Below are 22,758 nucleotides of genomic sequence, written 5' to 3' on the forward strand. Positions count from 1 at the left end.
ATGAAAATTCTGATCCTTCACCCGCTACTCTTATTATCTGTATGTTGCAGAAAACCTTGAGGGTGAGCATTTGTTAATTTTATGTTATCGACCGGGTGAGTTTTGGGTCTGAGATTGATGCGGCTTGGAACAGCATAGCCGCCAGGCAAAAACCGGTCAAAGGCGCAGTTAGGGAGGAGGAAGATAACAGCTTGGATTGCCTCGATAAACGGGATTGTTTGGAATCATTGGTCCCGGATAGCGGAACCATGAAGCGGCCGGCCCCCAGGCCCTTCGTGGCGCACAGCAGCGGCTTAGATACGGTTATCGCCGACGCTGCAGGCCAGGACACGGCTGATGCCTGCCAGGCTGAGACCTGACTCTTGCTGCCAGGCGTTGAAGATCTGCTGCACTTGCCTGAGGCCGGTTTGGGAGCCGAAGCCGGCATCCACCAGCTTATGGGCCTTGAAATAGCCCTGGACATCATCGGTCAGCAGAAAGGTGTCTTTGCCTATGCCGCGCAGGAAATAGGGCCCGGTATTGCCGCCCAAACGGGCGCCGCGCTTCTTCAACGCCTGCCACAGGCCGGTAATGTCCGCCGTTGGCCATGCGGCGAGATAGTGGGCGAAGCTGCCATGTTCCCTGGCGATATCCAGTACCATGGCGGCATTGTCATAGATGGCCTGGGTCTTACTGGCATGGCGAATGAGTTTGGGATCGCTCGCCCTGGCCGCCAACTGCTCCGGCGACAACATCAGCACCTTGTGAGGCTCGAAACCGAAGAAGGCGGTCTCATATTCGGGCCACTTGTTATCCACCACCCGCCAGACGAAGCCACTCTGAAATACCTGTCGACTCATGGCTGACAGCAGCTCGGCATCCGAATATTGCGCTAGCTCCTCGGCGCTCAACACCTGGGGCAAGAGCGCCTGCAGACCGGCCTCGCCGCCCTTGCGGTCACAGGCACGCCGGTAAATGGCGGCAAAAGCTTCTGCTGAATGCATATAGATTTCCTCATGGGTCATGGCGCTATGGCGCTATGGCAACTATGCCGAGGCGAAAGAAAACGCGACTCATTATAAGTCAGATACTTGTCTGCGAAACAATGGCCTATCGCCCGGATGTCCAGTTTCGATACGGTCCCAGGGGCGAGATCTTCCCTGAATGCCAGCCACCAAGGGGGTTGGCGATTTTTCGCAGGCCCTTTTCCTATTCGGCCACCAAGGTCTAAAGTTAATTTAGGCACACGAATGGAGCTCGCTCTATGGAGCTGTTTTACCACCCCTTATCCCGCTACTCACAGAAGGTCTTGCTTTCATTGTATGAAAAGCAAGTCAATTTCTATCCCAGGGTGACTGATTTGCGGGATCCTGTGACCAGGGGCCATTTCCGGGCCTTATTCCCCCTCGCCAGACTGCCCATGCTCAAGTGCCTGAATGGCCGGCTGCTGCCGGACGCCAGCATCATAGCCGAATATCTGGACCACAGGTTCGATTCCGGCACCCGGCTGCTGCCCGAAGATCCCGACCGCAACCTGGAGGTGCGCCTCTATGACAGGCTGATAGATCAAGATCTCAATGCCCCTTTATTTCAACTGGATAAACTCAGACAACCCCAGGCAGAAAAACAAGACAGCCTGCAAATCAAATCCCTGGAGAAATCACTCAAGTTAGCGCTGGAGGCATTGGATCTGCGCTTGGCCGGGCAACACTGGCTCTGTGGCGACAGCTTCACCCTGGCCGACTGCGCCTTCATTCCCTGCCTGTCCCGTTGCCAGGATCTGCTGTCGCTGTTGGAGCTGGAGCATCTGGCCAGATACTGGCAACAGGCACAGCTGCGCGGTGCCTGGGTGTTGGTGCAGGAAGAGGTCGATCTGGCGCATATGAATGAACTCAACGGGCTGCAGACACAGATCTAGCCAAGGTTAAGTGTTGCGCTGCTTCTTCAGCTGCAAAAACTCTTTCCAATGCAGCACATCCGCCGGCAACTCAGGGGGCGCTGCGTCGAAATCCGCCGCGTCCAGCAGCTGCTGTATCGGCACTTGTTTGCCCTTGCAGACGAACACGCCGCGCACATAGGCGATACAGTGCAGGCCACGCTTGCTGACGAACCTCTGCTCTATATAAAAGTATTTCTCGTCCCAGCCCACCAGCTTGGTTTCTATGTCGAATATCTGCAACGGCTTGATATCGCGGATATAGGTAAACTCGGCGGCGTTGACTATCGGCATCCACTTGAGCTTGAGAAAACGCTTCAGCAGCCCCATCTCGGCCAGCATATAGGTCCTGGCCAGGTCCATGAAGGCCGGGTAACGCGAGTTGGTAAGGTGAAAATTGACATCGCAGTCGCTCGGCAGGGCGCGGTACCTGATGTGACTGGTGCCCAGGAAGCCTATCGACTTGCAGTGGCGGGTGCGCCAGATGAATAACCAGAACAACCTAAAATACAGATTCATAACTCATTTTCCCCTTGAATAAGCCACACAGGCTAACAGAGGTCGTACCAGAGGGCAAGGGAGCCGCCCGGGCTCAAGCAGACAAAAAATAAGGCGTCCGAAGACGCCTTATTTGCCACAGCCATAGCAAGGCCGACGGGCCGGGATCAGGCCTGTATGCCCGAATGCCTCAGCAGGGCATCTATGTTGGGTTCACGCCCCATGAAGCGCTTGAACAACACCATGGGTTCCTCGGATCCGCCCATCTCCAGTATGTTATGCAGGAAGCTGCGCCCTGTGTCGGCATTGAATATGCCTTCGGCTTCGAAGCGGGAGAAGGCATCGGCAGACAGGACCTCGGCCCACTTGTAGCTGTAATAACCCGCCGCATAACCGCCGGCGAAGATATGGGCGAAACCATGTTGAAAACGATTGAAGGCCGGCGGCACTATCACGGCCACCTCGCTGCGCACGCGATCCAGGGTCTGCTGCACCCTGGCTCCCAGCTTGGGATCATATTCATAGTGCAGCCTGAAATCGAACAGCGACAGCTCCAACTGCCTCAGCATGAGTATGCCTGACTGGAAGTTCTTCGCCGCCAGCACCTTGTCCAGCAGGGACTTTGGCAGGGGCTCGCCGGTCTCATAGTGACCGGATATTTCCGCCAACGCCTCTTCCTGCCAGCACCAGTTCTCCATGAACTGGCTCGGCAACTCCACCGCATCCCAGGCGACACCATTGATGCCCGAGACCCCGCCGACATCTATCTTGGTCAGCATATGGTGAATGCCATGACCGAACTCATGGAACAGGGTGATCACTTCATCATGGGTAAACAGCGCAGGTTTGCCGTTGACCGGGCCGTTGAAGTTACAGGTCAGGTAGGCCACAGGCTTCTGCAGCCCGGCGGCCGTCATCCGCCGCACCCGGCAATCGTCCATCCAGGCGCCGCCGCGTTTGCCGCTGCGGGCATAGAGGTCCAGATAGAAGCTGCCCCTGTGGACCTTGTCTTCATCCAGAATGTCGAAGAAACGCACGTCTTTATGCCACACATCCACGCCCTGGCGTTCGGCTATCGTCAGGCCGAACAGGCGCGAGACGGTATAGAAGAGGCCGGACAGCACCTTGTTCTCGGGGAAGTAGGGCCGCAGCATCTCCTGGGACACTTGATATCTGTGATGCTGGAGTTTCTCGGCATAGAAACTCAGATCCCAGGCCTGCAGCTCCTCGGCCCCATGTTCCTTGGCGGCGAAGGCCTTGAGTTCGGCGAGCTCTGTCTTGGCCTGGGCCTGGGTGCGCTTGGCCAGCTCGTTGAGGAAGTTGAGCACTTGCTCGGGCGTCTCGGCCATCTTGGTCGCCAGGGATTCGTGGGCGTAACTGGCGAACCCCAGCAGGTTGGCGACCTCATGGCGCAGCGCCAGTATCTCATCCATCAGCGGGCCGTTGTCGAACTCGCCGGCATTGGGGCCCTGATCCGAGGCCCGGGTCACGAAGGCGCGATAGCACTCCTCCCGCAGGGCGCGATTCTCACAATAGGTCATCACAGGCAGGTATGAGGGGAAATCCAGGGTGAACAGCCAACCTTGCTGTTCCTTGGCTTCGGCCATGGCCTTGGCCGCCGCCAGGGCGGATTCGGGCAAACCCGCAAGCTCGGCTTCATTGGTGACCAGCTTGCTCCAGGCCTGGGTGGCATCGAGCAACTGATTCGAGAAACGGCTGGTAAGCTCGGACAGGCGTTTGACTATCTCGCCGTAGCGCAGCTTCTGCTCATCGTCCAGACCTATGCCGGACAGCTCGAAGTCACGCAGCGCATGTTCTATCACTGTCTTCTGCGCCTGGCTCAGGCCGGCAAATTCATCCGCGGCTCTCAGCGCCTTGTAGGCCTGATACAGGCCCTGATGCTGGCCGACATAGGTGCCATATTCGGACAAGAGCGGCAGACAGGCATCGTGAGCGGCGCGCCAGGCATCTGTGCTGAGCACAGAGTTCATATGGGACACGGGCGACCAGATCTGGCTCAGCTCATCGTCGACCTGCTCCAGCGGTGCCACCAGATTATCCCAGCTGGGCACCTCGGCGGTCAGCACTTCTTCTATTTTGGCGCGGCACTTGGCCAGAGCCTGCTCGACGGCCGGCTGGATATGCTCGGGCTTGATCTGTGAAAAAGGCGGCAGCTCCGCGGGAACCAGCAAAGGGTTGCTCATGATTTGTCCTTAGCACTCTATAGGTAATCCCCTATAGATAAGGGCGCCTGCGGCATTTATCAAGGCCGGCGCGCGAAAGTCGCTGCCGCTGGCACTCGCCCGCCGGGCGACTAAGCTTAACCTCTGGCCACGGTACTCTGGCCCCAGTACTCTGGCCCCAGTACCCTGGCCAGGGATTAAGGCTTGAGGCTTGAGGCTTGAGAATTAAGGTTTGAAGATTAAGGAGACAAGGAATGTCAACCGGACTCGGTCATCTCATCATAACCGCCTGCCTGAGCTGCGCCAGCTGCCAGTGCCTGGGCCAGGACTCATCCCCCCATGCGGTGACGGCACCCCGACTGACGACGCCTTTGGCGGCGCCATCCGGGATAGCCGGCACAACCCAGAAACGCCAGCAGAGCCGCAAACAAACACTCGCCAGTCGCGCCCATGTCGCCAACGATCCCGGCTGCCGCTGGCTGGACAATCGCATGGATCAGCTCGAAGCCCAGCTCAGGGTCAAAAACAACAGCTTCGTTCAGGGCTACCGCAGGGAGCTCACCACTCGCCGCCGCGAGTGGCAATGCCTGAAATGTGGGGCCGAAGGCCCGAGTCAGGCCGATCACAGCCACTGCCAGCACAAACGCTAGCGACGGCGGGAAATATTCCGCCGGCATTCAGGGTCTTATCGGACACCACTTTGCTTGGAGGCCAAAGCCGCGACTAAAGCAAAGCTGGTCTGACACTTTAATCCCCCCTACAATGGCCCAAGCCTTACCCACTGATTTGAATTTAAAACGGAGACCATGATGGCCCAACATTTTGACTATATCTGCCTGGGCGCAGGCAGCGGCGGTATCGCCTCGGCAAACCGTGCCGCCATGCGCGGCGCCAAGGTGCTGCTCATAGAGGCCAAGCAGGTCGGTGGCACCTGTGTAAATGTGGGCTGTGTTCCCAAGAAAGTCATGTGGTATGGCGCCCACGTCGCCGAAGCCATGCAGCTCTATGCCAAAGACTATGGCTTCGACGTCACTGTCAATAACTTCGACTGGAACACCTTGGTCGCCAGCCGCGAGGCCTATATCAAACGCATCCACGCAGGCTATGATCGCGGCCTGGCCGGCAACGGCGTGACCCTGATCAACGGCTTCGGCCGCTTCGTCGACAACCGCACCCTGGAAGTCAACGGCGAGCGCTACAGCGCCAACCATATCCTCATCGCCACCGGCGGCGCACCGACCATCCCCAATATTCCCGGCTCGGAGCACGGCATAGACTCGGATGGCTTCTTCGCCCTGCGCGAACAGCCCAAGCGCGTCGCGGTGGTGGGCGCCGGCTACATAGCAGTCGAACTGGCGGGCGTGCTGCATGCGCTGGGCAGCGACACCCATCTGTTGGTGCGCAAACACTCACCGCTGCGCGACTTCGATCCCATGCTCAATCAGGCACTGGTGGATGCCATGGCCGAAGAAGGCCCGACGCTGCACACCTACAGCGTGCCCAAGTCGGTGGAAAAGCATGCCGATGGCAGCCTGACACTGTTCCTCGAAAATGGTGAGAGCCTGACGGTCGACTGCCTGATCTGGGCCATAGGCCGCGCACCGGCAACCGACAACATCGGCCTGGAAAACACCGCTGTGACCCGCGACGCCAAGGGCTACATAATCACAGACGAGCAGCAGAATACCAACGATCCCGGCATCTACTGCGTCGGCGACATCATGGCCGGCGGCGTCGAACTCACGCCTGTGGCCGTCAAGGCCGGACGCCTGCTGTCCGAACGGCTGTTCAACGGCATGACAGAGGCCAGGATGGACTACAGCGCCGTCCCCACAGTGGTCTTCAGCCACCCGCCGATCGGCACCATGGGGCTGACCGAGCCGCAGGCGCGCGAACAGTATGGCGACCAGGTGAAGGTCTACACTTCGACCTTCACCTCCATGTACACGGCCGTTACCGCCCACCGCCAGGCCTGCCAGATGAAGCTGGTGTGTGTCGGCGGCAACGAGAGGGTCGTCGGCATCCATGGCATAGGCTTCGGCATGGACGAAATACTCCAGGGCTTCGGCGTGGCACTGAAGATGGGCGCCACCAAGGCCGACTTCGACGCCGTGGTCGCCATCCACCCGACAGGTGCCGAAGAGTTCGTTACTATGCGTTAAGAGCAGAGCATGCGCCAAGGGCCGAAACTGAGTCCTTGTCTGATAAATGAAAAGCTGCCGGGGGAAACCAGGCAGCTTTTTTTGGCTGTGATACATCGCCGACGGCGCGCTTTCACACCGCTACCCCAATGACTCGCTGTGAAGCCATCCCTGGCCGCTCGACGAACGCATCCCTGCTTTCGACTGTCATTGGCGCAGCAGTGCCTATGCTGGTTTTCCACTCTGGCCTCAATGTCAGTGCAAATAAAACGACCCAATAACCAGTTGATAAATCTGGGGGGGAAGATCACAGAGAACACCAGCTCACTTTCGAAGTCACCCAAGGGCATTGGCGTCTGCGGCAATATTGGGGTTAAGTGGTGAGGAGAGTGGTGCCTGTCCCATCTTTCTACAGTAGTGCCAGCGGGGCTTGCCTCGTCGATTCTAACTGTCATGTGCAAGATATCTTCCCTTGCACAGGAGTACTTATCTCTGTCAAGATGCTGATTCAGGAAGATAAATCTAGAGTCAGGGACGAAACCAAGCTCTTCGGCCCGTGCGGTAGCCATGTCTTCCGAACTCAACTCCACTGCCCATGCAGGTTGAAATGCCGGACGAAATCCTTACTTAAATAGCGAACAATAGCGGACAATCCATACCGAACACGACCGCTTGCACAGTGGTTTTATACTGCCGTATTTGAATTTCGGAAAATGGGCCCATAAAGGCGCAAAATCTTGCGCATTGTTGCCGTAACCTACAAAGATTATTCAATTAGTTCAAAATGTTATACCATCACCAAAGTAGGTAATGGGATCTCGCTAACACCCATGCGCGTTTTTCGTCAAAGTGTATTTGGACTGAATCTGATTTCAACTTTAAATACAAAAACTTAACCATGCGTGTTTACAGTGCTCCAATGACTAAAACGCGCATGCACACTATACAAATATTAGCCATCAGTCGGGGTTGTATGTCATTTCAAAACAAAGTAGAAATTTATCGTAGTTTGATGAGTGACAAAGGTTTTTCAAAAAATACCTATGCTCCACCGTTATACAGATGGTTATGGAAATGCGGTGTTAAAATAAAGCCACCTTATGCATCTGAATTCAAAGTTAATTTAATGGTGCAGGCAACTTTTTTCTTCAGTATTTTTGCTGTTGTTTTATTTTTTGTTTCACTTTTCGCCAATGATATCGGTTTGAACCTACCAACAGGGTCACAAGTAGCGACATTGTATTTAGAAAATTTTTTAGTATCTGTTCTATTTGGACTTGCAGTTTCATTTAATATTTTGCAAGTAAAAAAGAAGAATAAAATCCCCAGATGGGCAGAAATAAATGACTAGCAAGGCATTAAACAATGACTCAGAACTGCTTGATTTTGCCACTGTTTATGCATTCGTTATAACTTAAATAGGAATTGAGTATCAATGAAAAATGGAAGGTCGAATCTAACCATTTTTTATCCTAAATTCAATAGTTTTCCCTGCTTTTGCCCATGGTCCAAACTGGGCTTATTACACAATCTATGCAGGCCTATTCTTAGGTGTTATTGGTGTTATTGGTGTTATTTGGATTGCTTGGAAAATAACAATTTACGTTATATTCCCTTTTATTAGGAAACTTATTGGGTATAAATAAGGTTTAAGTATCAGCAACTGAGTTATTAAATGAACAGATGAACAGGACATCCTCATACACTGGACCTTAAGCATTTAAAATAGTTGGAACAGTCACAACTCTCTTGTGAACACACAGCCGAAAGAGTGCACCCAATTCCCCTTCGAAGTTGCCGCTGGGCGTTGAAGAAAATAGCGTGGGGCTGACAGGATGTCACCAAAATACCCCCTTACAAGCATCTTCCTTATTAGCCTTGCGGGCTATTACAACGCATAAACCAGGAAATACTGCCAAGCCGCTCCTGCCACTCAGCGATAAGGCCATCAAGCAACATGCGTTCAGCGTCAGACACACTGTCACCGTTGAGATATTGGGTTGCCACAGGATGCCCACTGAACAACTGCGTCCAACGGGCTATCACCTGGTGGGGCGACAAAGCCCGCTGGGCTGCCACGTCAATCTTCAGTACCAGGTGGTAATGATTGGACATCACCGCATAGGCGCAGATGTCGATACAGAAAATGGCCGACAAGACCTTGATTTTATCGACAATCCAGCCGCGCCTGTGCTCATAGCTCTTACCGGTGAGTTGATCCTCGCCACACAGTACACAGGACACCCTAAACTTCTTGTACTTTGTTTTATCCACCTCGTTGTACGCGGAACCCAGTCACAATCTATGTCTGAGGCAGCCAATGGATGAAATAACCAGGAAGTACTGGTTATTCTTGGGACCGAAGAAGTCTAAGCTGCTTTTGGTGCAATTCGGCATGCATTGGGCCACAGAGCGGGCCTCTGTGACAATCATTATTTGAGGGGTAACCGAAGATGTCAGTGCGGAGGATGCAAGGCTTCACTCTGCTGTTTGCCCCGGCACCATTTACCACCGACCTTGGCCTTCAGCGCGCACATGGCATCCCAGCGGCCGCTGATACCGCTGTACTGACGCCGGAACTCCTTCGCTGAGGTTATCCAGGCATCCAATTCGATACCCAACTCGTTCAAAAGCTTTGGTCTTGTGCTATCAATGAAGCCCCGCTTGTCCTCCCGTACGGCCCTGCCGGTCCAGTCAATCAGTTCCAGATAATCGGCAAAGTGAAACGGAATGCTACTTTGTTCTGCAAAGTGGACCGCACCATCAAACGCTAACAGGGGGTTGAGGGGAAATGCCGCTTCTGCTTCTCGTCGCGATACAGCTTGGGGTGGTGTTTCTGTCGGACTAGCCTCAGACAATTCGATGAGGCGCTCTTGGATTGAAGTAAAATCAGAGTCTTGCAATGAGTCAGCAATGCCTGCCCTAATGGGATTCAAATCCACGTACATCATGCAGGCCAGCAGTGCTTGCTCATCCAACAACGCCAGGGACTTGAACCGCCCTTCCCAAAATACCCCCTTACAAGTATCTTCCTTATTAGCCTTGCGGGCTATTTCCTCGTTCAGACAACGCATAAACCAGGAAATACTGCCAAGCCGCTCCTGCCACTCAGCGATAAGGCCATCAAGCAACATGCTTTCAGCGTCAGACACACTGTCACCGTTGAGATATTGGGTTGCCACAGGATGCCCACTGAACAACTGCGTCCAACGGGCTATCACCTGGTGGGGCGACAAAGCCCGCTGGGCTGCCACGTCAATCTTCAGTACCAGGTGGTAATGATTGGACATCACCGCATAGGCGCAGATGTCGATACAGAAAATGGCCGACAAGACCTTGATTTTATCGATAATCCAGCCGCGCCTGTGCTCATAGCTCTTACCGGTGAGTTGATCCTCGCCACACAAGAAAGCCCTGCGTACACAACGATTTATCACGTGATAAAACGGCGTCGTCTGTGGATCGATCAACTGTCTTCGTGCGGAAGTCATGGCACACACCTTTCAGGTCAATTCCTGTGACCTTAAGCCTAGCCAGGATGGCACGAAAGCACAAAATGTTTTGGCTGTCCTGTCTCTTTGTCTCTTTGCAATTGATCCGGGAACCCGGGAACAGCCACATGCACCCAGATCTGTTATCCACCCACCCCATGGCAGCGTTTGATTTCTTGAATGAGTGCCTCGGCCAGCGGCGTGGCGGAGTTGCCTTTGGAGGTGATGAGCACTACTGGGATCTGGTAGGAGTATTTTTCAGGCAGAATCGCCCTGAACTGCCCCTTGTCGACCCAGTAGCGGGCGTAGTGTTCGGGCAAATAACCGATAAAGCTCCCAGACAGGATCAGATGGGCTATGCCCTCATCGTGATAGGCGGTGGCCGTGTTTTGATAATTCAGATCGTCGTTGCGGATCTCTTTGTCACGCATGTAGTTGCTGGTGATCACTTCGGCATTTTGCAGCAGCTGCTGGCTGGCCTCTGGCTCGCAGTCGAACAGGGGATGGCCGGCGCCGCAATACAGATAGTTGGTCTCGTTGTGCAGCGGCTGATAATTCAGGCCGCGCAGGTGATGGCGGCTGACGCCTATGCCCACCAGGGAGCGGCCGTTGACCACAGAGGTTTCCACTTCGCGGGCCTCACAAACATTGATATCGAACTGAATGTTACTGCTCCTGGCCTTGAGCGAGGCAATGGCGCGCGCCACGCCGCAGCGCGGATCGCTCACCAGGGTATCGATCACGGCTAACGTCACCCGACCTGACAGCTGGTGTTTGGAGCTGGCGACTGTGCTGGCAAAGGCGTCACACTGCTGCAACAGCTCCAGGGAGGCCTGGTAGGTCACCCGCCCTGACTCTGTCAGTTCGAAACCACTGCGGCCGCGTTTACAGAGTGTCAGCCCGAGACGCACTTCCAAGTCAGACAAATGCGAGCTGATGGTGGAGCGGCCTATGTTCAGCCGCGACTCGGCCGCCGACAGGCCACCGCATTCGACTATGGCCACAAAAATGCGCAGCAGGCGTAAATCAACATCATGCACTTGCACTTGGGTGCTCCTCTTTAATTCCTTGTGTTCGATACTCTCGTTCGCACGCTATTTTCAATCGACTTTTGTTCGATGCTTTTGTTCGATACTTTTGTTCAACACTTTGTTCGACAAATCCGGAATGAGCTACGATTATTATGCATTTATAAAACAACTGCGGCAAGTTAGCATTGTGGCATACATGGTCGCTGTCGCCAAAAACAGCGACATAAAACAGCCAAATAAAACAAAAAGATAGCCCATAAAGACTTAACAGTCAGGAGCCCAACATGACCTTTAAATACGGTGTCGACCACCTCAATCTGGACATAGTCAACGGCATTGCCGACGGCAGCATAAAGGCAGAGCTGTGCCAGGAGGCCATAGACAAGATCAATGCCAGCCGCCGCAATGTCGACATCATGGCCAACTCAGACAAGGCTATTTACGGCATCAACACAGGTTTTGGCCCCCTGTGCGATACCCAGATCTCTCCGACTGAAACCGCGCTGTTGCAGAAGAACCTGCTGATCACCCATGCGGTGGGCGTGGGCGAACCCATAGCCAAGGCCATCTCCAAGCTGATGCTGATTACCAAGGTGCACGCCCTGAGCCAGGGATTCTCGGGTATCCGCCTGGACGTGGTCGAGCGCATGCTGGCCTTTATCGACTTGGATCTCATCCCGGTAGTGCCGGAGCAAGGCTCGGTTGGGGCCTCGGGCGACTTGGCGCCGCTGTCGCACCTCTTCCTGCCGCTCATCGGCGAGGGTGAATTCTGGCAAGGCGAGCGTATGGTGCCCGCCATAGAGATGCTGCGCGAGCATGGCTTGGCGCCTTTGGAGTTACAGGCCAAAGAGGGTCTGGCGCTCATCAACGGCACCCAGTTTATCCTGTCCCACGCCATCACCGCCTTGACCAAGATGCGCTACCTGCTGGACTTGGCAGATCTGGCCGGTGCCATGAGCATAGAAGGCATGCAGGGCAGCCAGTCTCCCTTCAGGGCCGAGCTGCATCAAATCCGTCCCTTCCCCGGCAACATAGAAGTGGCGGCGCGCATGCGCAAGTTCTTCGACGGCTCACAGAACATGGCCGCCCATGTGGACTGTGACCGGGTGCAGGACCCGTACTCGCTACGTTGCATCCCCCAGGTGCATGGCGCCTCACGCAATGCCTACAATCACCTGAAAGATCTGGCCGAGATTGAAATGAACTCGGTAACGGATAACCCAATCGTCATCAGCAGCGAAGAAGCCATTTCCGGCGGCAGCTTCCACGGCCAGCCCCTCGCCATGGTGCTGGACTACTGCTCCATTGCCGCGGCCGAACTTGGCAACATAGCCGATCGCCGTTGCTACCTGCTGCTCGAAGGTCTGCACGGTCTGCCGCGTCTGCTCACCAGCTCGGGTGGCCTGAATTCGGGCATGATGATCCCCCAATACGTGACCGCCGCCCTGGTGACAGAGAACAAATCCCTGTGCTTCCCGCCGTCCGCCGACAGCGTGCCTACCTCCATGGGCCAGGAAGATCACGTGTCCATGGGCAGCATCTCAGGCAGACAGCTGAACCAAATCCTCGGCAACCTGGAAAAAATCTTCGCCATCGAGCTGATGTATGCCGCCCAGGCCATGGAATTCAGACGCCCCAATACCTGCTCTGAGATCATAGAGCAGAACCACAGCCTCATCCGCAGCAAGGTCGCCAAGCTGGAAGAAGACCGTCTGCTCAAGCCCGACATAGATGCCATGATAGCTCTGGTGAAGGCACAGGCGTTTATCGTTAACTGAGGGAGGCCCAACAAGATGGAGACAGCAATGAATTTTCAGGACCAAATCAAACAAGGGATCCCAAGCCAACTGCCGGCGCCCAAGCCCTACCCTGCGGATGCCAACCGCGCGCCCAAGCGTAAAGACATCTTGAGTGCGGCAGAAAAACAACTGGCGCTGCGTAACGCCCTGCGTTATTTCCCAAGCGAGTGGCACCAGGAACTGGCGACGGAATTTGCCAAAGAGCTTAATGATTTTGGCCGCATCTACATGTACCGCTTCAAGCCCGAATACGCCATGAAGGCGCGCGCCATATCTGACTATCCGGCGAGATGCGAGCAGGCCGCGGCCATCATGCTGATGATAGACAACAACCTGGACCCTGCGGTGGCGCAGCATCCACAGGAGCTGATCACCTATGGCGGCAACGGCGCCGTGTTCCAGAACTGGGCCCAGTACCTGCTGACCATGAAGTACCTGAGCGAGATGGAAAGTGACCAGACACTGCATCTGTATTCGGGTCACCCCATGGGCCTGTTCCCCTCATCGCCCGAGGCCCCCAGGGTAGTAGTCACCAACGGCATGATGATCCCCAACTACTCCAAGCCGGACGACTGGGAAAAATTCAACGCCCTGGGCGTGACCCAGTACGGCCAGATGACCGCCGGCTCCTTCATGTACATAGGCCCACAGGGCATAGTCCACGGCACCACAATCACAGTGATGAATGCCTTCCGTAAGGTGCTGGACAAGGGAGCCAGCCCCAAGGGCAAGATTTTCCTCACCGCCGGTCTTGGCGGCATGAGCGGCGCCCAGCCCAAGGCGGGTAACATAGCCAACTGCATTACCGTCTGCGCCGAGGTCAATCCCAAGGCCGCCACCAAGCGTCATCAGCAGGGCTGGGTGGACGAGCTCATCGACAACATGGACGCGCTCATCGCCCGGGTCAAACAGGCACAACTCAATGAAGAAGTGGTGTCCATCGCCTTCATAGGCAACGTGGTCAATGTGTGGGAAGCCTTCGATGAACAGGGCATTTTCGTGCATCTGGGATCGGATCAGACCTCACTGCACAACCCCTGGTCCGGCGGCTACTACCCTGTGGACATAAGCTACGACGAGTCCAACCGTTTAATTCGCGAAGAGCCCGAGCTGTTCAAGACCAAGGTGCAGGCGACCCTCAAGCGTCACGCCGCCGCAGTCAACAGACACACGGCCAAGGGCACCTACTTCTTCGACTATGGCAACGCCTTCCTGCTGGAAGCCTCCCGCGCCGGGGGCGATGTGATGGCCGAAAACGGCATAGACTTCAAGTACCCCTCCTACGTGCAGGACATTCTCGGCCCCATGTGTTTCGACTACGGCTTCGGTCCCTTCCGCTGGGTCTGTACCTCGGGCAAGAGTGAAGATCTCGACAGGACAGACGCCATCGCAGCCGAAGTGCTGATGAAGATAATGCAGGAGTCGCCTGAGGAAATTCAGCAGCAGATGCAGGACAACATCACCTGGATCAAGGACGCCAAGCAGAACAAACTGGTGGTGGGCTCCCAGGCGCGCATCCTCTATGCCGATGCCCAAGGGCGGATGGAGATCGCCAAGGCCTTCAACGATGCCATCAATCGCGGCGAGATAGGCCCGGTAGTGCTGGGGCGCGATCATCACGATGTCAGCGGCACAGACTCGCCGTTCCGTGAAACCTCCAACATCTATGACGGCAGCCGTTTCACCGCCGACATGGCCATTCACAACGTCATAGGCGACAGCTTCCGCGGCGCCACCTGGGTCTCCATCCACAACGGTGGCGGCGTGGGCTGGGGCGAGGTGATCAACGGCGGCTTCGGCATGTTGCTCGACGGCAGCGATGACGCCGAGCGGCGCCTCAAGTCCATGCTGCTGTTCGATGTCAACAACGGCATCGCCCGTCGCAGCTGGGCCCGCAACAAGGAAGCCAACTTCGCCATCAAACGCGAAATGGAAAGGACGCCCAAGCTCAGGGTCACACTGGCGAACCTGGTCGACGATGACATAATCAACGGCCTGGAATTTTAAGCGCTAAGTGCCTTTACCCAACAAGAACAAACGCCCCGCGAGGGGCGTTTTTTTTATGCTTTCAGCTGTATGGGTATCATTGACTCTGCTAAAGCGTATTCAGTCCCTTGAACAGCTGCGCCTGGCGGCGCGACATTTCGACCTCGCGACCGTTTTTAAGGGTCAGCAGCAAGACGCCGCCTTCAAGGGATTCGATACCGACTATGGCGTCCAGGTTGATTAGCTGACCGCGGTTGGCGCGAATGAACTTGTCCGCCGGCAGGCGTTCCTCCAGCTGAGCCAGGGAGCGCTTTATCATGGGATGCTTGTCGTCGAAGTAGACCTTGCAGTAGTTTCCTATGGAATCAAACAGCATGATGTCGCCGACTTTAACAAACCAACATTCATTGCCGTCTTTGATGAATATCTTGGCGTCGGCACTCAGTGTTTGCTGTGTGGCCGGTTGTTCTGCCACCTTCTGCAGCGCTTTTTGCAGCCGCCTTTCGTCTATCGGTTTTAACAGGTAATCCAGGGCATCCACCTCGAACGCCTTGATTGCATACTGATCATAGGCAGTGGTAAAGATGACAGAGGGCACAAAGGCCAGCCGTTCGAGCAGTTCAAAACCTCCGCCGCCGGGCATGTCTATGTCGAGAAAGATGAGATCCGGCCGCAGGGATTCGATCAGCTGCTGCGCCTGGGTGATGTTTTCGGCTTCCGCCAGCAGTTCCACTTGTTGGCAAGCCCCCAACAAGTACTTCAGCTCTTCACGGGCCAATTGCTCGTCATCGACTATGATGGCTTTCATTGTAACGACTCCCTTGCTTGTCCCGGGCAGGGGTAGCGCATTTGCGCCAGTACCCTGTTTCCCTCCGGCGATGTCAGGCTGAGCTCTGCGGCATCACCGAAGATCAGCTTTAACCTTTGGCGGATGTTCTTCAATCCGAGACCGCCGCTATCCTCGCTTTTCAATTGCCCCTCGTTTTCCACCCACAGCAGCAGATCCTGGTCTTGAAGTTGGGCGCCTATGATCAGGGACATCCCCTGATCTGTGCGCTGAATATTGTGTTTGATGGCATTTTCCACCAGGGTTTGCAGCGACATGGGCAGTACTGGCCTGTCCATCAGCGCCTTGTCGAAGCTAAAGCTGGCCCTAAGCCGCTCGCCGTAGCGGATCTTTTCCAGCGCCAGGTATTCTTCGACTATTTCCAGCTCCCGAGCCAGCGGCAGGGTGTTTTGTTCCCCCAGATACAAGGAGTAGCGCAGCAGGTTCGACATCGAACTGACCATGGTACGGGCGGTGTGCTGATCTTTGATGATCATCGCCCGGATGGAATTGAGGGTGTTGAACAGGAAATGCGGATTGAGCTGTTGTTTCAAGCCGGAGAGCTGGGCTTCCTGATAGGCGACCTCCAGCAGCAGGCGTTTGGTCTCGGCCAGTTCTTTCTGCCTCGAAGCAAGCCAACTCAGGTAGACGAGCGACCAAAACAGGAAAAAGCCCTGTTTGATGGCGAATACCACCAGGAATTGAGCGCCGGACTGAGAACGGATCCCGAAGCCGGTGATCGGGATCCAAATCGATTCGGCGACCATGATCATCAATGCGCACAACAAGGTCAGCAGTATCAGCTGCAGCGACTTTTTCAGCACGCCGCCAGGCCGCTGGGCCGAAGCCTGAAAGTAGCTGCGCAGCACAAAGTGCGACAACAGCAGGCTGACGCAGCAGACCAACAGGATCCAGCTCAGCAGCCAGAGGGTGTCTGAATCGGCCAAGGGACCCGAGACGACCAGCACATACCAGAGCAGCCCGGCTATGCTCCAGCCGCCAAGCTGCGCCAACACATAGATGCGCGGGTTCTCTGCCAGTTCAAGGTGGTAAGTGGTCTGCCGGCGCACCCAGGCAAGTTGATAGCAGAACAGCCAGGAGTACAGGAAAATTCCGTGAAACAGCATTTTTTTTGGCAGCTGGTCGGCCAACAGATCGAAAGCAAAGCCGTTCAGGTAGAACCAGAGATATTCCATTCCCGCCAGTAAACCAAGCCCGGCCAAGGGCAAGGCCAGCAGCAGCGGATAGCGCCAGAACGGCGGTGGGATTCGTGTCTGCAAGAGCCTGACGAGGGGGCGAAACAGCCAGTGCGTAATGGCGAAATAGCAGATGCAGATATAAAGATCCCAGGCGAGAAACCTCAGATCCAGGCCGACATTGTCGACCCCATGAGCGGCTGCCCACCAGATAAGAGCCACCAGGCTCCAGAGCGCGGCTTGGCGGATCAGATAGGGGGCGGCATTTTCGCTGCGAGTTGATGTTATTGTGCTTTCGGCCATGCTTGCAGATAAAGTCTTATTTTTTAACTTATTTGGCCTAGCATAACATAGAGAGCGGACGGTTTTTCCGCACAAAACACAGTGAAACGGTTATTCATCCCCGCGATTTACCGCTCAAGGGCCAGTGCCAGCCTTTGCTGTACTTTTTCGGGAGCGTACAAGAAAAGGCCTTAATATGCTCACTGCAATCCATTCAGTGTCACTGAGGTAAAGACTATGCATGATGAGCGTTATCACGCCCTCGATAATTTGAGAGCCCTGGTGATGTGGCTCGGCATTGTGCTGCATGTGGCGGTGCAGCACATGGCCGGGCCCAGCGACTTGCCGTGGCGGGACAGCCAAACCACGCCCTGGGCCGACCTGCTCTTGGTGTGGATCCATAATTTCCGGGTGCCGGTGTTTTTCATTCTGGCGGGATTCTTCGCCGCCATGTTGGTGGCACGCAGCGACGTCAGGGGCATGATAAGCCACAGGATAAAGCGTATCGCCTTGCCCTTCGCCTTGTTCTGGCCCCTGCTTTTTGTGGCCATGTCCTTACTGATCAATGTGTATATCCAACTGATGAAAACCGGCCAGCCCGGCCTGGACCTGTCGCTGCTGGGTAAAGGGACCGACACCCGGGCGCCGGGGGGCGATCGCCCCTTTATCAATACCTTGCACTTGTGGTTTATCTACTACCTCTTGTTATATTGCCTGCTGGCGTTGCCCGTCAGTCGCCTGATGGCAAAGCTGGGCAGCGGTTTCAAGCGCAATCTGAGCGGTATTGGTGACACCTTGATTGGCCATTGGTGGGGGTTATTGCTCTTGTCTGTGCCCCTGGCGCTGGTGGGCAGTGCCTACCCCTATGGCATGGTGACGCCGGATGGCTCCTTTGTGCCCAACATCTATGAATTTCTACACAGCGGGGTATTTTTCCTGGTGGGCTGGCGTTGCTATCTGTGCCGGGAAAGTCTGTTTGCGGCCTGGAACAGATACCTTTGGCGCTTGCTGACGGCCGCCATCCTTTTCTTTATTGCATCCTTGGTCTGCTTCGAGATAGCCAAGCAGGGAGTGCTGCCGCAATGGCAGGGGCGGCTGTTGATAGCCTATGTGTACAACTGTTCAACCTGGCTGTGGAGCTTCTTCTTCATCGGCCTGTTCTTGCGCTATGCATCGGGCAACAACAGGGTAATGCGCTACCTGTCTGACAGTTCCTATTGGGTCTATCTGGTGCATATGCTGGGCACCCTGGGGTTTGGCATCTTGCTGTATCAGGCGCCGCTGTCGGCATTGGAGAAGATGGCCGTCAATACTGTACTGACAAGCTTGGCTTGCCTCATCAGTTACCATCTCATGGTGCGTTATTCTGTCATCGGCAAACTGCTGAACGGGCGAAAATATCCGCGCAATCAAAGCGGGCAAGTGCAACAGGGGACTGGTGCCCCGGATTTAAACGAAAATAAGGGGTAACTAAGGGGTAACAATGACAAAGGAATACATCAGGAGCACCCATGCCATAGTGCACAAGGGCATGGCCAGAGCCGACGGCAGGCTGACACTGAGTGACGCAGCCTTGTGCTTCGAACCGCTCAATAAACAGTTCGGGCTCGGCCCCTACCGGATCCCCTTGGGCGACATAGCCAAGGTCGAGACGTACAGCCTGCCGCCCTTTATTCCCGAGGGCATCAAAGTCACCCTGAGCGACGGCAGCTATCGCCGTTTTGTGATGACAGATTCCAAGGGCTGGGTCGTAATGCTCCGAGAAACCTTGGCGGCGCAAGGTTAACTGACATGGGCAGTTTGTAACTCCAAGGCCTCACAGCTCACTGCTCACTGTATTAGGTGCTGTGGGGCTGTGGGCCGTCTTCATAGGGGAGCCACTGAAAGACAGGGCATCCAGTTCTGCCAAGGCAAGTCAAGCTCTATGCCGCCACGATCAACAGGCACACGGCGAGTGAAGCAAAGCTTCGAGCTTACGAGCGGGAGGCAAGGATGAGCATGGCGTCACCCGTATAACGCGAACGAGAGGCCGGGAAACCGAGCTGGCCGTTTTATATGGACATGTTTCCTAACTGGCTGTTAAACATGGATGTGGTTGCGAGTCCTTCCATGGAGCAGCACGTATACAGGACATCCTAAACTTCTTGCACTTTGTTTGATATCCCCTCGTTGCACGCGGAAACCTGTCACAATCTATGTCTGAGACAGGCAATGGATGAAATGACCAGGAAGTGCCGGTTATTCTTGGGACCTAAGAAGTCTAAGCTGCTTTAGGTGCAATTCGGCATGCATTGGGCCACAGAGCGGGCCTCTGTAACAATCATTATTTGAGGGGTAACCGAAGATGTCAGTGCGAAGGATGCAAGGCTTCACTCTGCTGTTTGCCCCGGCACCATTTACCACCGACCTTGGCCTTCAGCGCGCACATGGCATCCCAGCGGCCGCTGATACCGCTGTACTGACGCCGGAACTCCTTCGCTGAAGTTATCCAGGCATCCAATTCGATACCCAACTCGTTCAAAAGCTTTGGTCTTGTGCTATCAATGAAGCCCCGCTTGTCCTCCCGTACGGCCCTGCCGGTCCAGTCAATCAGTTCCAGATAATCGGCAAAGTGAAACGGAATGCCACTTTGCTCTGCAAAGTGGACCGCACCATCAAACGCTAACAGGGGGTTGAGGGGAAATGCCGCTTCTGCTTCTCGTCGCGATACAGCTTGGGGTGGTGTTTCTGTCGGGCTAGCCTCAGACAATTCGATGAGGCGCTCTTGGATTGAAGTAAAATCAGAGTCTTGCAATGAGTCAGCAATACCTGCCCGAATGGGATTCAAATCCACATACATCATGCAGGCCAGCAGTGCTTGCTCATCCAACAACGCCAGGGACTTGAACCGCCCTTCCCAAAATACCCCTTTACAAGCATCTTCCTTATTAGCCTTGCGGGCTATTTCCTCGTTCAGACAACGCATAAACCAGGAAATACTGCCAAGCCGCTCCTGCCACTCAGCGATAAGGCCATCAAGCAACATGTGTTCACCGTCAGACACACTGTCACCGTTGAGATATTGGGTTGCCACAGGATGCCCACTGAACAACTGCGTCCAACGGGCTATCACCTGGTGGGGCGACAAAGCCCGCTGGGCCGCCACGTCAATCTTCAGTACCAGGTGGTAATGATTGGACATCACCGCATAGGCGCAGATGTCGATACAGAAAATGGCCGACAAGACCTTGATTTTATCGACAATCCAGCCGCGCCTGTGCTCATAGCTCTTACCGGTGAGTTGATCCTCGCCACACAAGAAAGCCCTGCGTACACAACGATTTATCACGTGATAAAACGGCGTCGCCTGTGGATCGATCAACTGTCTTCGTGCGGAAGTCATGGCACACACCTTTCAGGTCAATTCCAGTGACCTTAAGCCTAGCCAGGATGGCACGAAAGCACAAAATGTTTTGGCTGTCCTGTCTCCTCTTCACGGGCCAATCGCGGCTCTTTGCGGCCAGGCATTTGAGGGCCGGGTCGTCTCCAATGACAGCGCAGATAAAGACATGGCGCAGCAACGCCTGGTCATGCACGTGCGGGAGTGCACCGAGACCGAGCTGAAGGTGCCTTTTCATGTGGGTGAGGACAGCTCACGTACCTGGGTCATCAGCAAAACGGCTAACGGCTTACAGTTGAAGCATGATCACAGGCACAAAGATGGCAGCCCGGATGCCGTGACCTTCTATGGTGGTGAGACACTTCCCGGGGATCTGGGTAGCCCTATAGCCCAGTCTTTCCCCGTGGACGCCGAGTCCATCGAAAGCTTCAATGCCAACGGGCTGGCAAAGTCTGTGACCAACGTATGGCACTTGTATCTTTCACCCCAGATGTTCACCTACAGACTGAGCCGGGAGGACAGGGAGTTCAGGGTGGATTTTGACCTGAGAAATCCGGTCACCACACCAGCGGCGCCCTGGGGGCATTAAGCGCAATTATTCAGATGCCCCATCCTGAGAGAAACGCAGACAGCCATAGATATTCCAGCAAAGCTACAAACCTTAACGCTTAACTCTCCGCGCCATGGGTGAGCATCGCGAAGCAATACACGGGAGCGACTATGAGTAACTGTATCAGGTCAAATTTAATCCAGTACAGCTTATCGTCGCACCTTTTCCTGCGCTTTGTGCAATCGCTTTCTTTCCCGTGCCGCGTCCATGCAATCGACACATTTGTTGGTGAAAAATGTCTTCCAGTTAGACGGGGCATCGGCCCATATGAGCCCCCTCTTACAGCTAGGGCATTTTACCCAAGCCATACCAACAAAGTTCATCCCCAATATCCATATCAGGAAGAACACCACAGAAAACCAAGGATACATGAAGGAAATCATTAACCCAGATATCCCTACACAAAATAGTAAAAAATAGTAAGTTCTGTATTTCATGTACGACACTGCACTCCGTCAGTCTTTAGTTTGGCCTTGTTTAGTGGGCAGCCAGGACAGGCCAGGCTTTCTCGCCATCCCCGGCGTATACAGGACGGCGTATACAGGACATCCTAAACTTCTTGCACTTTGTTTGATATCCCCTCGTTGCACGCGGAAACCAGTCACAATCTATGTCTGAGGTAGCCAATGGATGAAATGACCAGGAAGTGCCGGTTATTCTTGGGACCTAAGAAGTCTAAGCTGCTTTTGGTGCAATTCGGCATGCATTGGGCCACAGAGCGGGCCTCTGTGACAATCATTATTTGAGGGGGGCCCGAGGGTGTCAGTGCGGAGGATGCAAGGCTTCACTCAAACCATAACGCCATTATCAAATTTCCAGCGGCGCGGGGAAATTGTCATAGACTTGATGATACGAATAGCTGCGTCACCAAGGGGCATGAAATGAGTGCAATGTTGGAACAGGCCAGGCAGTTTTTTGAGGCATGTGAAACGGGTCAGGGTTGGGAGGTGTGCAAGGCATATTGCCACCCGGATGCGAGCTTCTCGGCACAAGCGGCAGCCTTGGCCGATATCGACAGCCTGCAAGCTTATACCGAATGGACGAAGAACATACTCACACCCATACCGGATGGGCATTACGAACTGCGCTGCTTTGCCGAAGATAAAGAACGCCATTGTGTTATCGCTTACGCCGTATTTCATGGCACCCAAACCGGCCCGGGTGGCCCGGGTGAGCCTACAGGTAACACCATAGCAGCCGACTATGTGTACGCCATGCAATTCGAAGGCAACCTCATTCGCCACATGACCAAGATCTGGAATGATGCCGTCAGTCTGCAGCAGTTGGGGTGGGTATAGCGCGACTGGGGCCGAAAGCGCCTGAAAAGCGCACGAACAGCCGGGTGGAGCGGATATCTGAATAGTAGCTTTTCAGCTAAAAAAGCTGCCATGGAAACCCATGGCAGCTTGATTCAGCATGTC

Annotated in this window: 18 protein-coding genes and 1 pseudogene; 10 read left to right on the forward strand and 9 right to left on the reverse strand. The window is 54.9% G+C overall.

Translation table 11 applies throughout. The features are described 5' to 3' along the window. Positions 1 to 293: 293 nt before the first annotated feature. Positions 294 to 983: a DNA-3-methyladenine glycosylase I gene (locus LZP73_RS07980; protein ID WP_234234011.1), complete on the reverse strand. Its 690-nt coding sequence runs from the start codon at positions 981 to 983 to the stop codon at positions 294 to 296. Between the two features lie 260 nt (positions 984 to 1,243). Between LZP73_RS07980 and LZP73_RS07985 the strand changes: the two genes are divergently transcribed. Then, positions 1,244 to 1,897, forward strand: coding sequence for a glutathione S-transferase family protein (locus tag LZP73_RS07985; protein ID WP_234234013.1), 654 nt, complete (start codon positions 1,244 to 1,246; stop codon positions 1,895 to 1,897). Positions 1,898 to 1,903: 6 nt separating this feature from the next. Here the strand turns inward: LZP73_RS07985 and LZP73_RS07990 are convergent, their stop codons facing one another. Then, positions 1,904 to 2,434, reverse strand: coding sequence for a thioesterase family protein (locus tag LZP73_RS07990; protein ID WP_234234015.1), 531 nt, complete (start codon positions 2,432 to 2,434; stop codon positions 1,904 to 1,906). Positions 2,435 to 2,580: 146 nt separating this feature from the next. Further along, positions 2,581 to 4,617 (reverse strand): oligopeptidase A, encoded by a 2,037-nt coding sequence (gene prlC, locus LZP73_RS07995; RefSeq protein WP_234234018.1) that lies wholly within the window; start codon positions 4,615 to 4,617, stop codon positions 2,581 to 2,583. Positions 4,618 to 4,850: 233 nt separating this feature from the next. Here prlC and LZP73_RS08000 point away from each other — a divergent pair, with 233 nt between their 5' ends. From LZP73_RS08000 to LZP73_RS08010, 3 genes are all read left to right on the forward strand, one after another. Beyond that, entirely contained in the window at positions 4,851 to 5,246 is a 396-nt protein-coding gene (locus tag LZP73_RS08000) for a hypothetical protein (RefSeq protein WP_234234019.1), read from the forward strand. Positions 5,247 to 5,405: 159 nt separating this feature from the next. Next, the gene (gene gorA / locus LZP73_RS08005) at positions 5,406 to 6,758 is read left to right on the forward strand and encodes a glutathione-disulfide reductase (RefSeq protein WP_234234270.1); all 1,353 of its coding nucleotides are present in this window, start codon (positions 5,406 to 5,408) and stop codon (positions 6,756 to 6,758) included. An 877-nt stretch (positions 6,759 to 7,635) separates the two neighbouring features. Further along, on the forward strand, positions 7,636 to 8,088 hold the full coding sequence (locus LZP73_RS08010) for a DUF6404 family protein (protein WP_234234021.1): 453 nt from the start codon (positions 7,636 to 7,638) through the stop codon (positions 8,086 to 8,088). 490 nt (positions 8,089 to 8,578) lie between these two features. On the opposite strand, the pseudogene LZP73_RS08015 reads toward LZP73_RS08010, so the two are convergent. The 3 genes and pseudogenes from LZP73_RS08015 to LZP73_RS08025 form a co-directional block, all read right to left on the reverse strand. Next, positions 8,579 to 9,011, reverse strand: a pseudogene (locus LZP73_RS08015) (alpha-amylase family glycosyl hydrolase); the annotation flags it as partial. Between the two features lie 182 nt (positions 9,012 to 9,193). Next, the gene (locus LZP73_RS08020) at positions 9,194 to 10,228 is read right to left on the reverse strand and encodes a transposase (protein ID WP_234234023.1); all 1,035 of its coding nucleotides are present in this window, start codon (positions 10,226 to 10,228) and stop codon (positions 9,194 to 9,196) included. 143 nt (positions 10,229 to 10,371) lie between these two features. Then, positions 10,372 to 11,274: a LysR family transcriptional regulator gene (locus LZP73_RS08025; RefSeq protein ID WP_234234025.1), complete on the reverse strand. Its 903-nt coding sequence runs from the start codon at positions 11,272 to 11,274 to the stop codon at positions 10,372 to 10,374. A 269-nt stretch (positions 11,275 to 11,543) separates the two neighbouring features. Between LZP73_RS08025 and hutH the strand changes: the two genes are divergently transcribed. Both hutH and LZP73_RS08035 read left to right on the forward strand, forming a co-directional pair. Then, positions 11,544 to 13,037: a histidine ammonia-lyase gene (hutH, locus tag LZP73_RS08030; RefSeq protein ID WP_234234027.1), complete on the forward strand. Its 1,494-nt coding sequence runs from the start codon at positions 11,544 to 11,546 to the stop codon at positions 13,035 to 13,037. 15 nt (positions 13,038 to 13,052) lie between these two features. Next, on the forward strand, positions 13,053 to 15,065 hold the full coding sequence (locus tag LZP73_RS08035) for a urocanate hydratase (RefSeq protein WP_442800721.1): 2,013 nt from the start codon (positions 13,053 to 13,055) through the stop codon (positions 15,063 to 15,065). An 88-nt stretch (positions 15,066 to 15,153) separates the two neighbouring features. On the opposite strand, the gene LZP73_RS08040 is transcribed toward LZP73_RS08035, so the two are convergent. Together LZP73_RS08040 and LZP73_RS08045 are read right to left on the reverse strand one after the other, a co-directional pair. After that, positions 15,154 to 15,852 carry a LytR/AlgR family response regulator transcription factor gene (locus LZP73_RS08040; protein ID WP_234234031.1) on the reverse strand — a complete coding sequence of 233 codons (699 nt, stop codon included), beginning with the start codon at positions 15,850 to 15,852 and terminating at the stop codon, positions 15,154 to 15,156. Then, on the reverse strand, positions 15,849 to 17,369 hold the full coding sequence (locus LZP73_RS08045; RefSeq protein WP_234234033.1) for a sensor histidine kinase: 1,521 nt from the start codon (positions 17,367 to 17,369) through the stop codon (positions 15,849 to 15,851). The genes LZP73_RS08040 and LZP73_RS08045 overlap by 4 nt, the downstream gene beginning before the upstream one ends. Positions 17,370 to 17,585: 216 nt before the next feature. Here LZP73_RS08045 and LZP73_RS08050 point away from each other — a divergent pair, with 216 nt between their 5' ends. Then, positions 17,586 to 18,818: an acyltransferase family protein gene (locus LZP73_RS08050; RefSeq protein WP_234234035.1), complete on the forward strand. Its 1,233-nt coding sequence runs from the start codon at positions 17,586 to 17,588 to the stop codon at positions 18,816 to 18,818. Between the two features lie 13 nt (positions 18,819 to 18,831). After that, positions 18,832 to 19,134 (forward strand): hypothetical protein, encoded by a 303-nt coding sequence (locus LZP73_RS08055; protein ID WP_234234037.1) that lies wholly within the window; start codon positions 18,832 to 18,834, stop codon positions 19,132 to 19,134. A gap of 561 nt (positions 19,135 to 19,695) precedes the next feature. Here the strand turns inward: LZP73_RS08055 and LZP73_RS08060 are convergent. After that, positions 19,696 to 20,730, reverse strand: coding sequence for a transposase (locus LZP73_RS08060; RefSeq protein ID WP_234234039.1), 1,035 nt, complete (start codon positions 20,728 to 20,730; stop codon positions 19,696 to 19,698). Here LZP73_RS08060 and LZP73_RS08065 point away from each other — a divergent pair. After that, on the forward strand, positions 20,729 to 21,316 hold the full coding sequence (locus tag LZP73_RS08065) for a hypothetical protein (RefSeq protein ID WP_442800722.1): 588 nt from the start codon (positions 20,729 to 20,731) through the stop codon (positions 21,314 to 21,316). The two genes, LZP73_RS08060 and LZP73_RS08065, sit on opposite strands and share 2 nt — an antisense overlap. A 902-nt stretch (positions 21,317 to 22,218) precedes the next feature. Further along, complete coding sequence (locus LZP73_RS08070; RefSeq protein ID WP_234234043.1) at positions 22,219 to 22,635, forward strand: ester cyclase; 417 nt, start codon at positions 22,219 to 22,221, stop codon at positions 22,633 to 22,635. Positions 22,636 to 22,758: the final 123 nt, after the last annotated feature.

Source organism: Shewanella sp. AS16 (assembly GCF_021412365.1).
Lineage (GTDB): Bacteria > Pseudomonadota > Gammaproteobacteria > Enterobacterales > Shewanellaceae > Shewanella > Shewanella salipaludis.

Coding starts and splice junctions, on each gene's coding strand:
- LZP73_RS07980 (WP_234234011.1), bottom strand. CDS start 983: ATGCATTCAGCAGAAGCTTTTGCCGCCATTTACCGGCGTGCCTGTGAC.
- LZP73_RS07985 (WP_234234013.1), top strand. CDS start 1,244: ATGGAGCTGTTTTACCACCCCTTATCCCGCTACTCACAGAAGGTCTTG.
- LZP73_RS07990 (WP_234234015.1), bottom strand. CDS start 2,434: ATGAATCTGTATTTTAGGTTGTTCTGGTTATTCATCTGGCGCACCCGC.
- prlC (WP_234234018.1), bottom strand. CDS start 4,617: ATGAGCAACCCTTTGCTGGTTCCCGCGGAGCTGCCGCCTTTTTCACAG.
- LZP73_RS08000 (WP_234234019.1), top strand. CDS start 4,851: ATGTCAACCGGACTCGGTCATCTCATCATAACCGCCTGCCTGAGCTGC.
- gorA (WP_234234270.1), top strand. CDS start 5,406: ATGGCCCAACATTTTGACTATATCTGCCTGGGCGCAGGCAGCGGCGGT.
- LZP73_RS08010 (WP_234234021.1), top strand. CDS start 7,636: ATGCGTGTTTACAGTGCTCCAATGACTAAAACGCGCATGCACACTATA.
- LZP73_RS08020 (WP_234234023.1), bottom strand. CDS start 10,228: ATGACTTCCGCACGAAGACAGTTGATCGATCCACAGACGACGCCGTTT.
- hutH (WP_234234027.1), top strand. CDS start 11,544: ATGACCTTTAAATACGGTGTCGACCACCTCAATCTGGACATAGTCAAC.
- LZP73_RS08035 (WP_442800721.1), top strand. CDS start 13,053: ATGGAGACAGCAATGAATTTTCAGGACCAAATCAAACAAGGGATCCCA.
- LZP73_RS08040 (WP_234234031.1), bottom strand. CDS start 15,852: ATGAAAGCCATCATAGTCGATGACGAGCAATTGGCCCGTGAAGAGCTG.
- LZP73_RS08045 (WP_234234033.1), bottom strand. CDS start 17,369: ATGGCCGAAAGCACAATAACATCAACTCGCAGCGAAAATGCCGCCCCC.
- LZP73_RS08050 (WP_234234035.1), top strand. CDS start 17,586: ATGCATGATGAGCGTTATCACGCCCTCGATAATTTGAGAGCCCTGGTG.
- LZP73_RS08055 (WP_234234037.1), top strand. CDS start 18,832: ATGACAAAGGAATACATCAGGAGCACCCATGCCATAGTGCACAAGGGC.
- LZP73_RS08065 (WP_442800722.1), top strand. CDS start 20,729: ATGGCACACACCTTTCAGGTCAATTCCAGTGACCTTAAGCCTAGCCAG.
- LZP73_RS08060 (WP_234234039.1), bottom strand. CDS start 20,730: ATGACTTCCGCACGAAGACAGTTGATCGATCCACAGGCGACGCCGTTT.
- LZP73_RS08070 (WP_234234043.1), top strand. CDS start 22,219: ATGAGTGCAATGTTGGAACAGGCCAGGCAGTTTTTTGAGGCATGTGAA.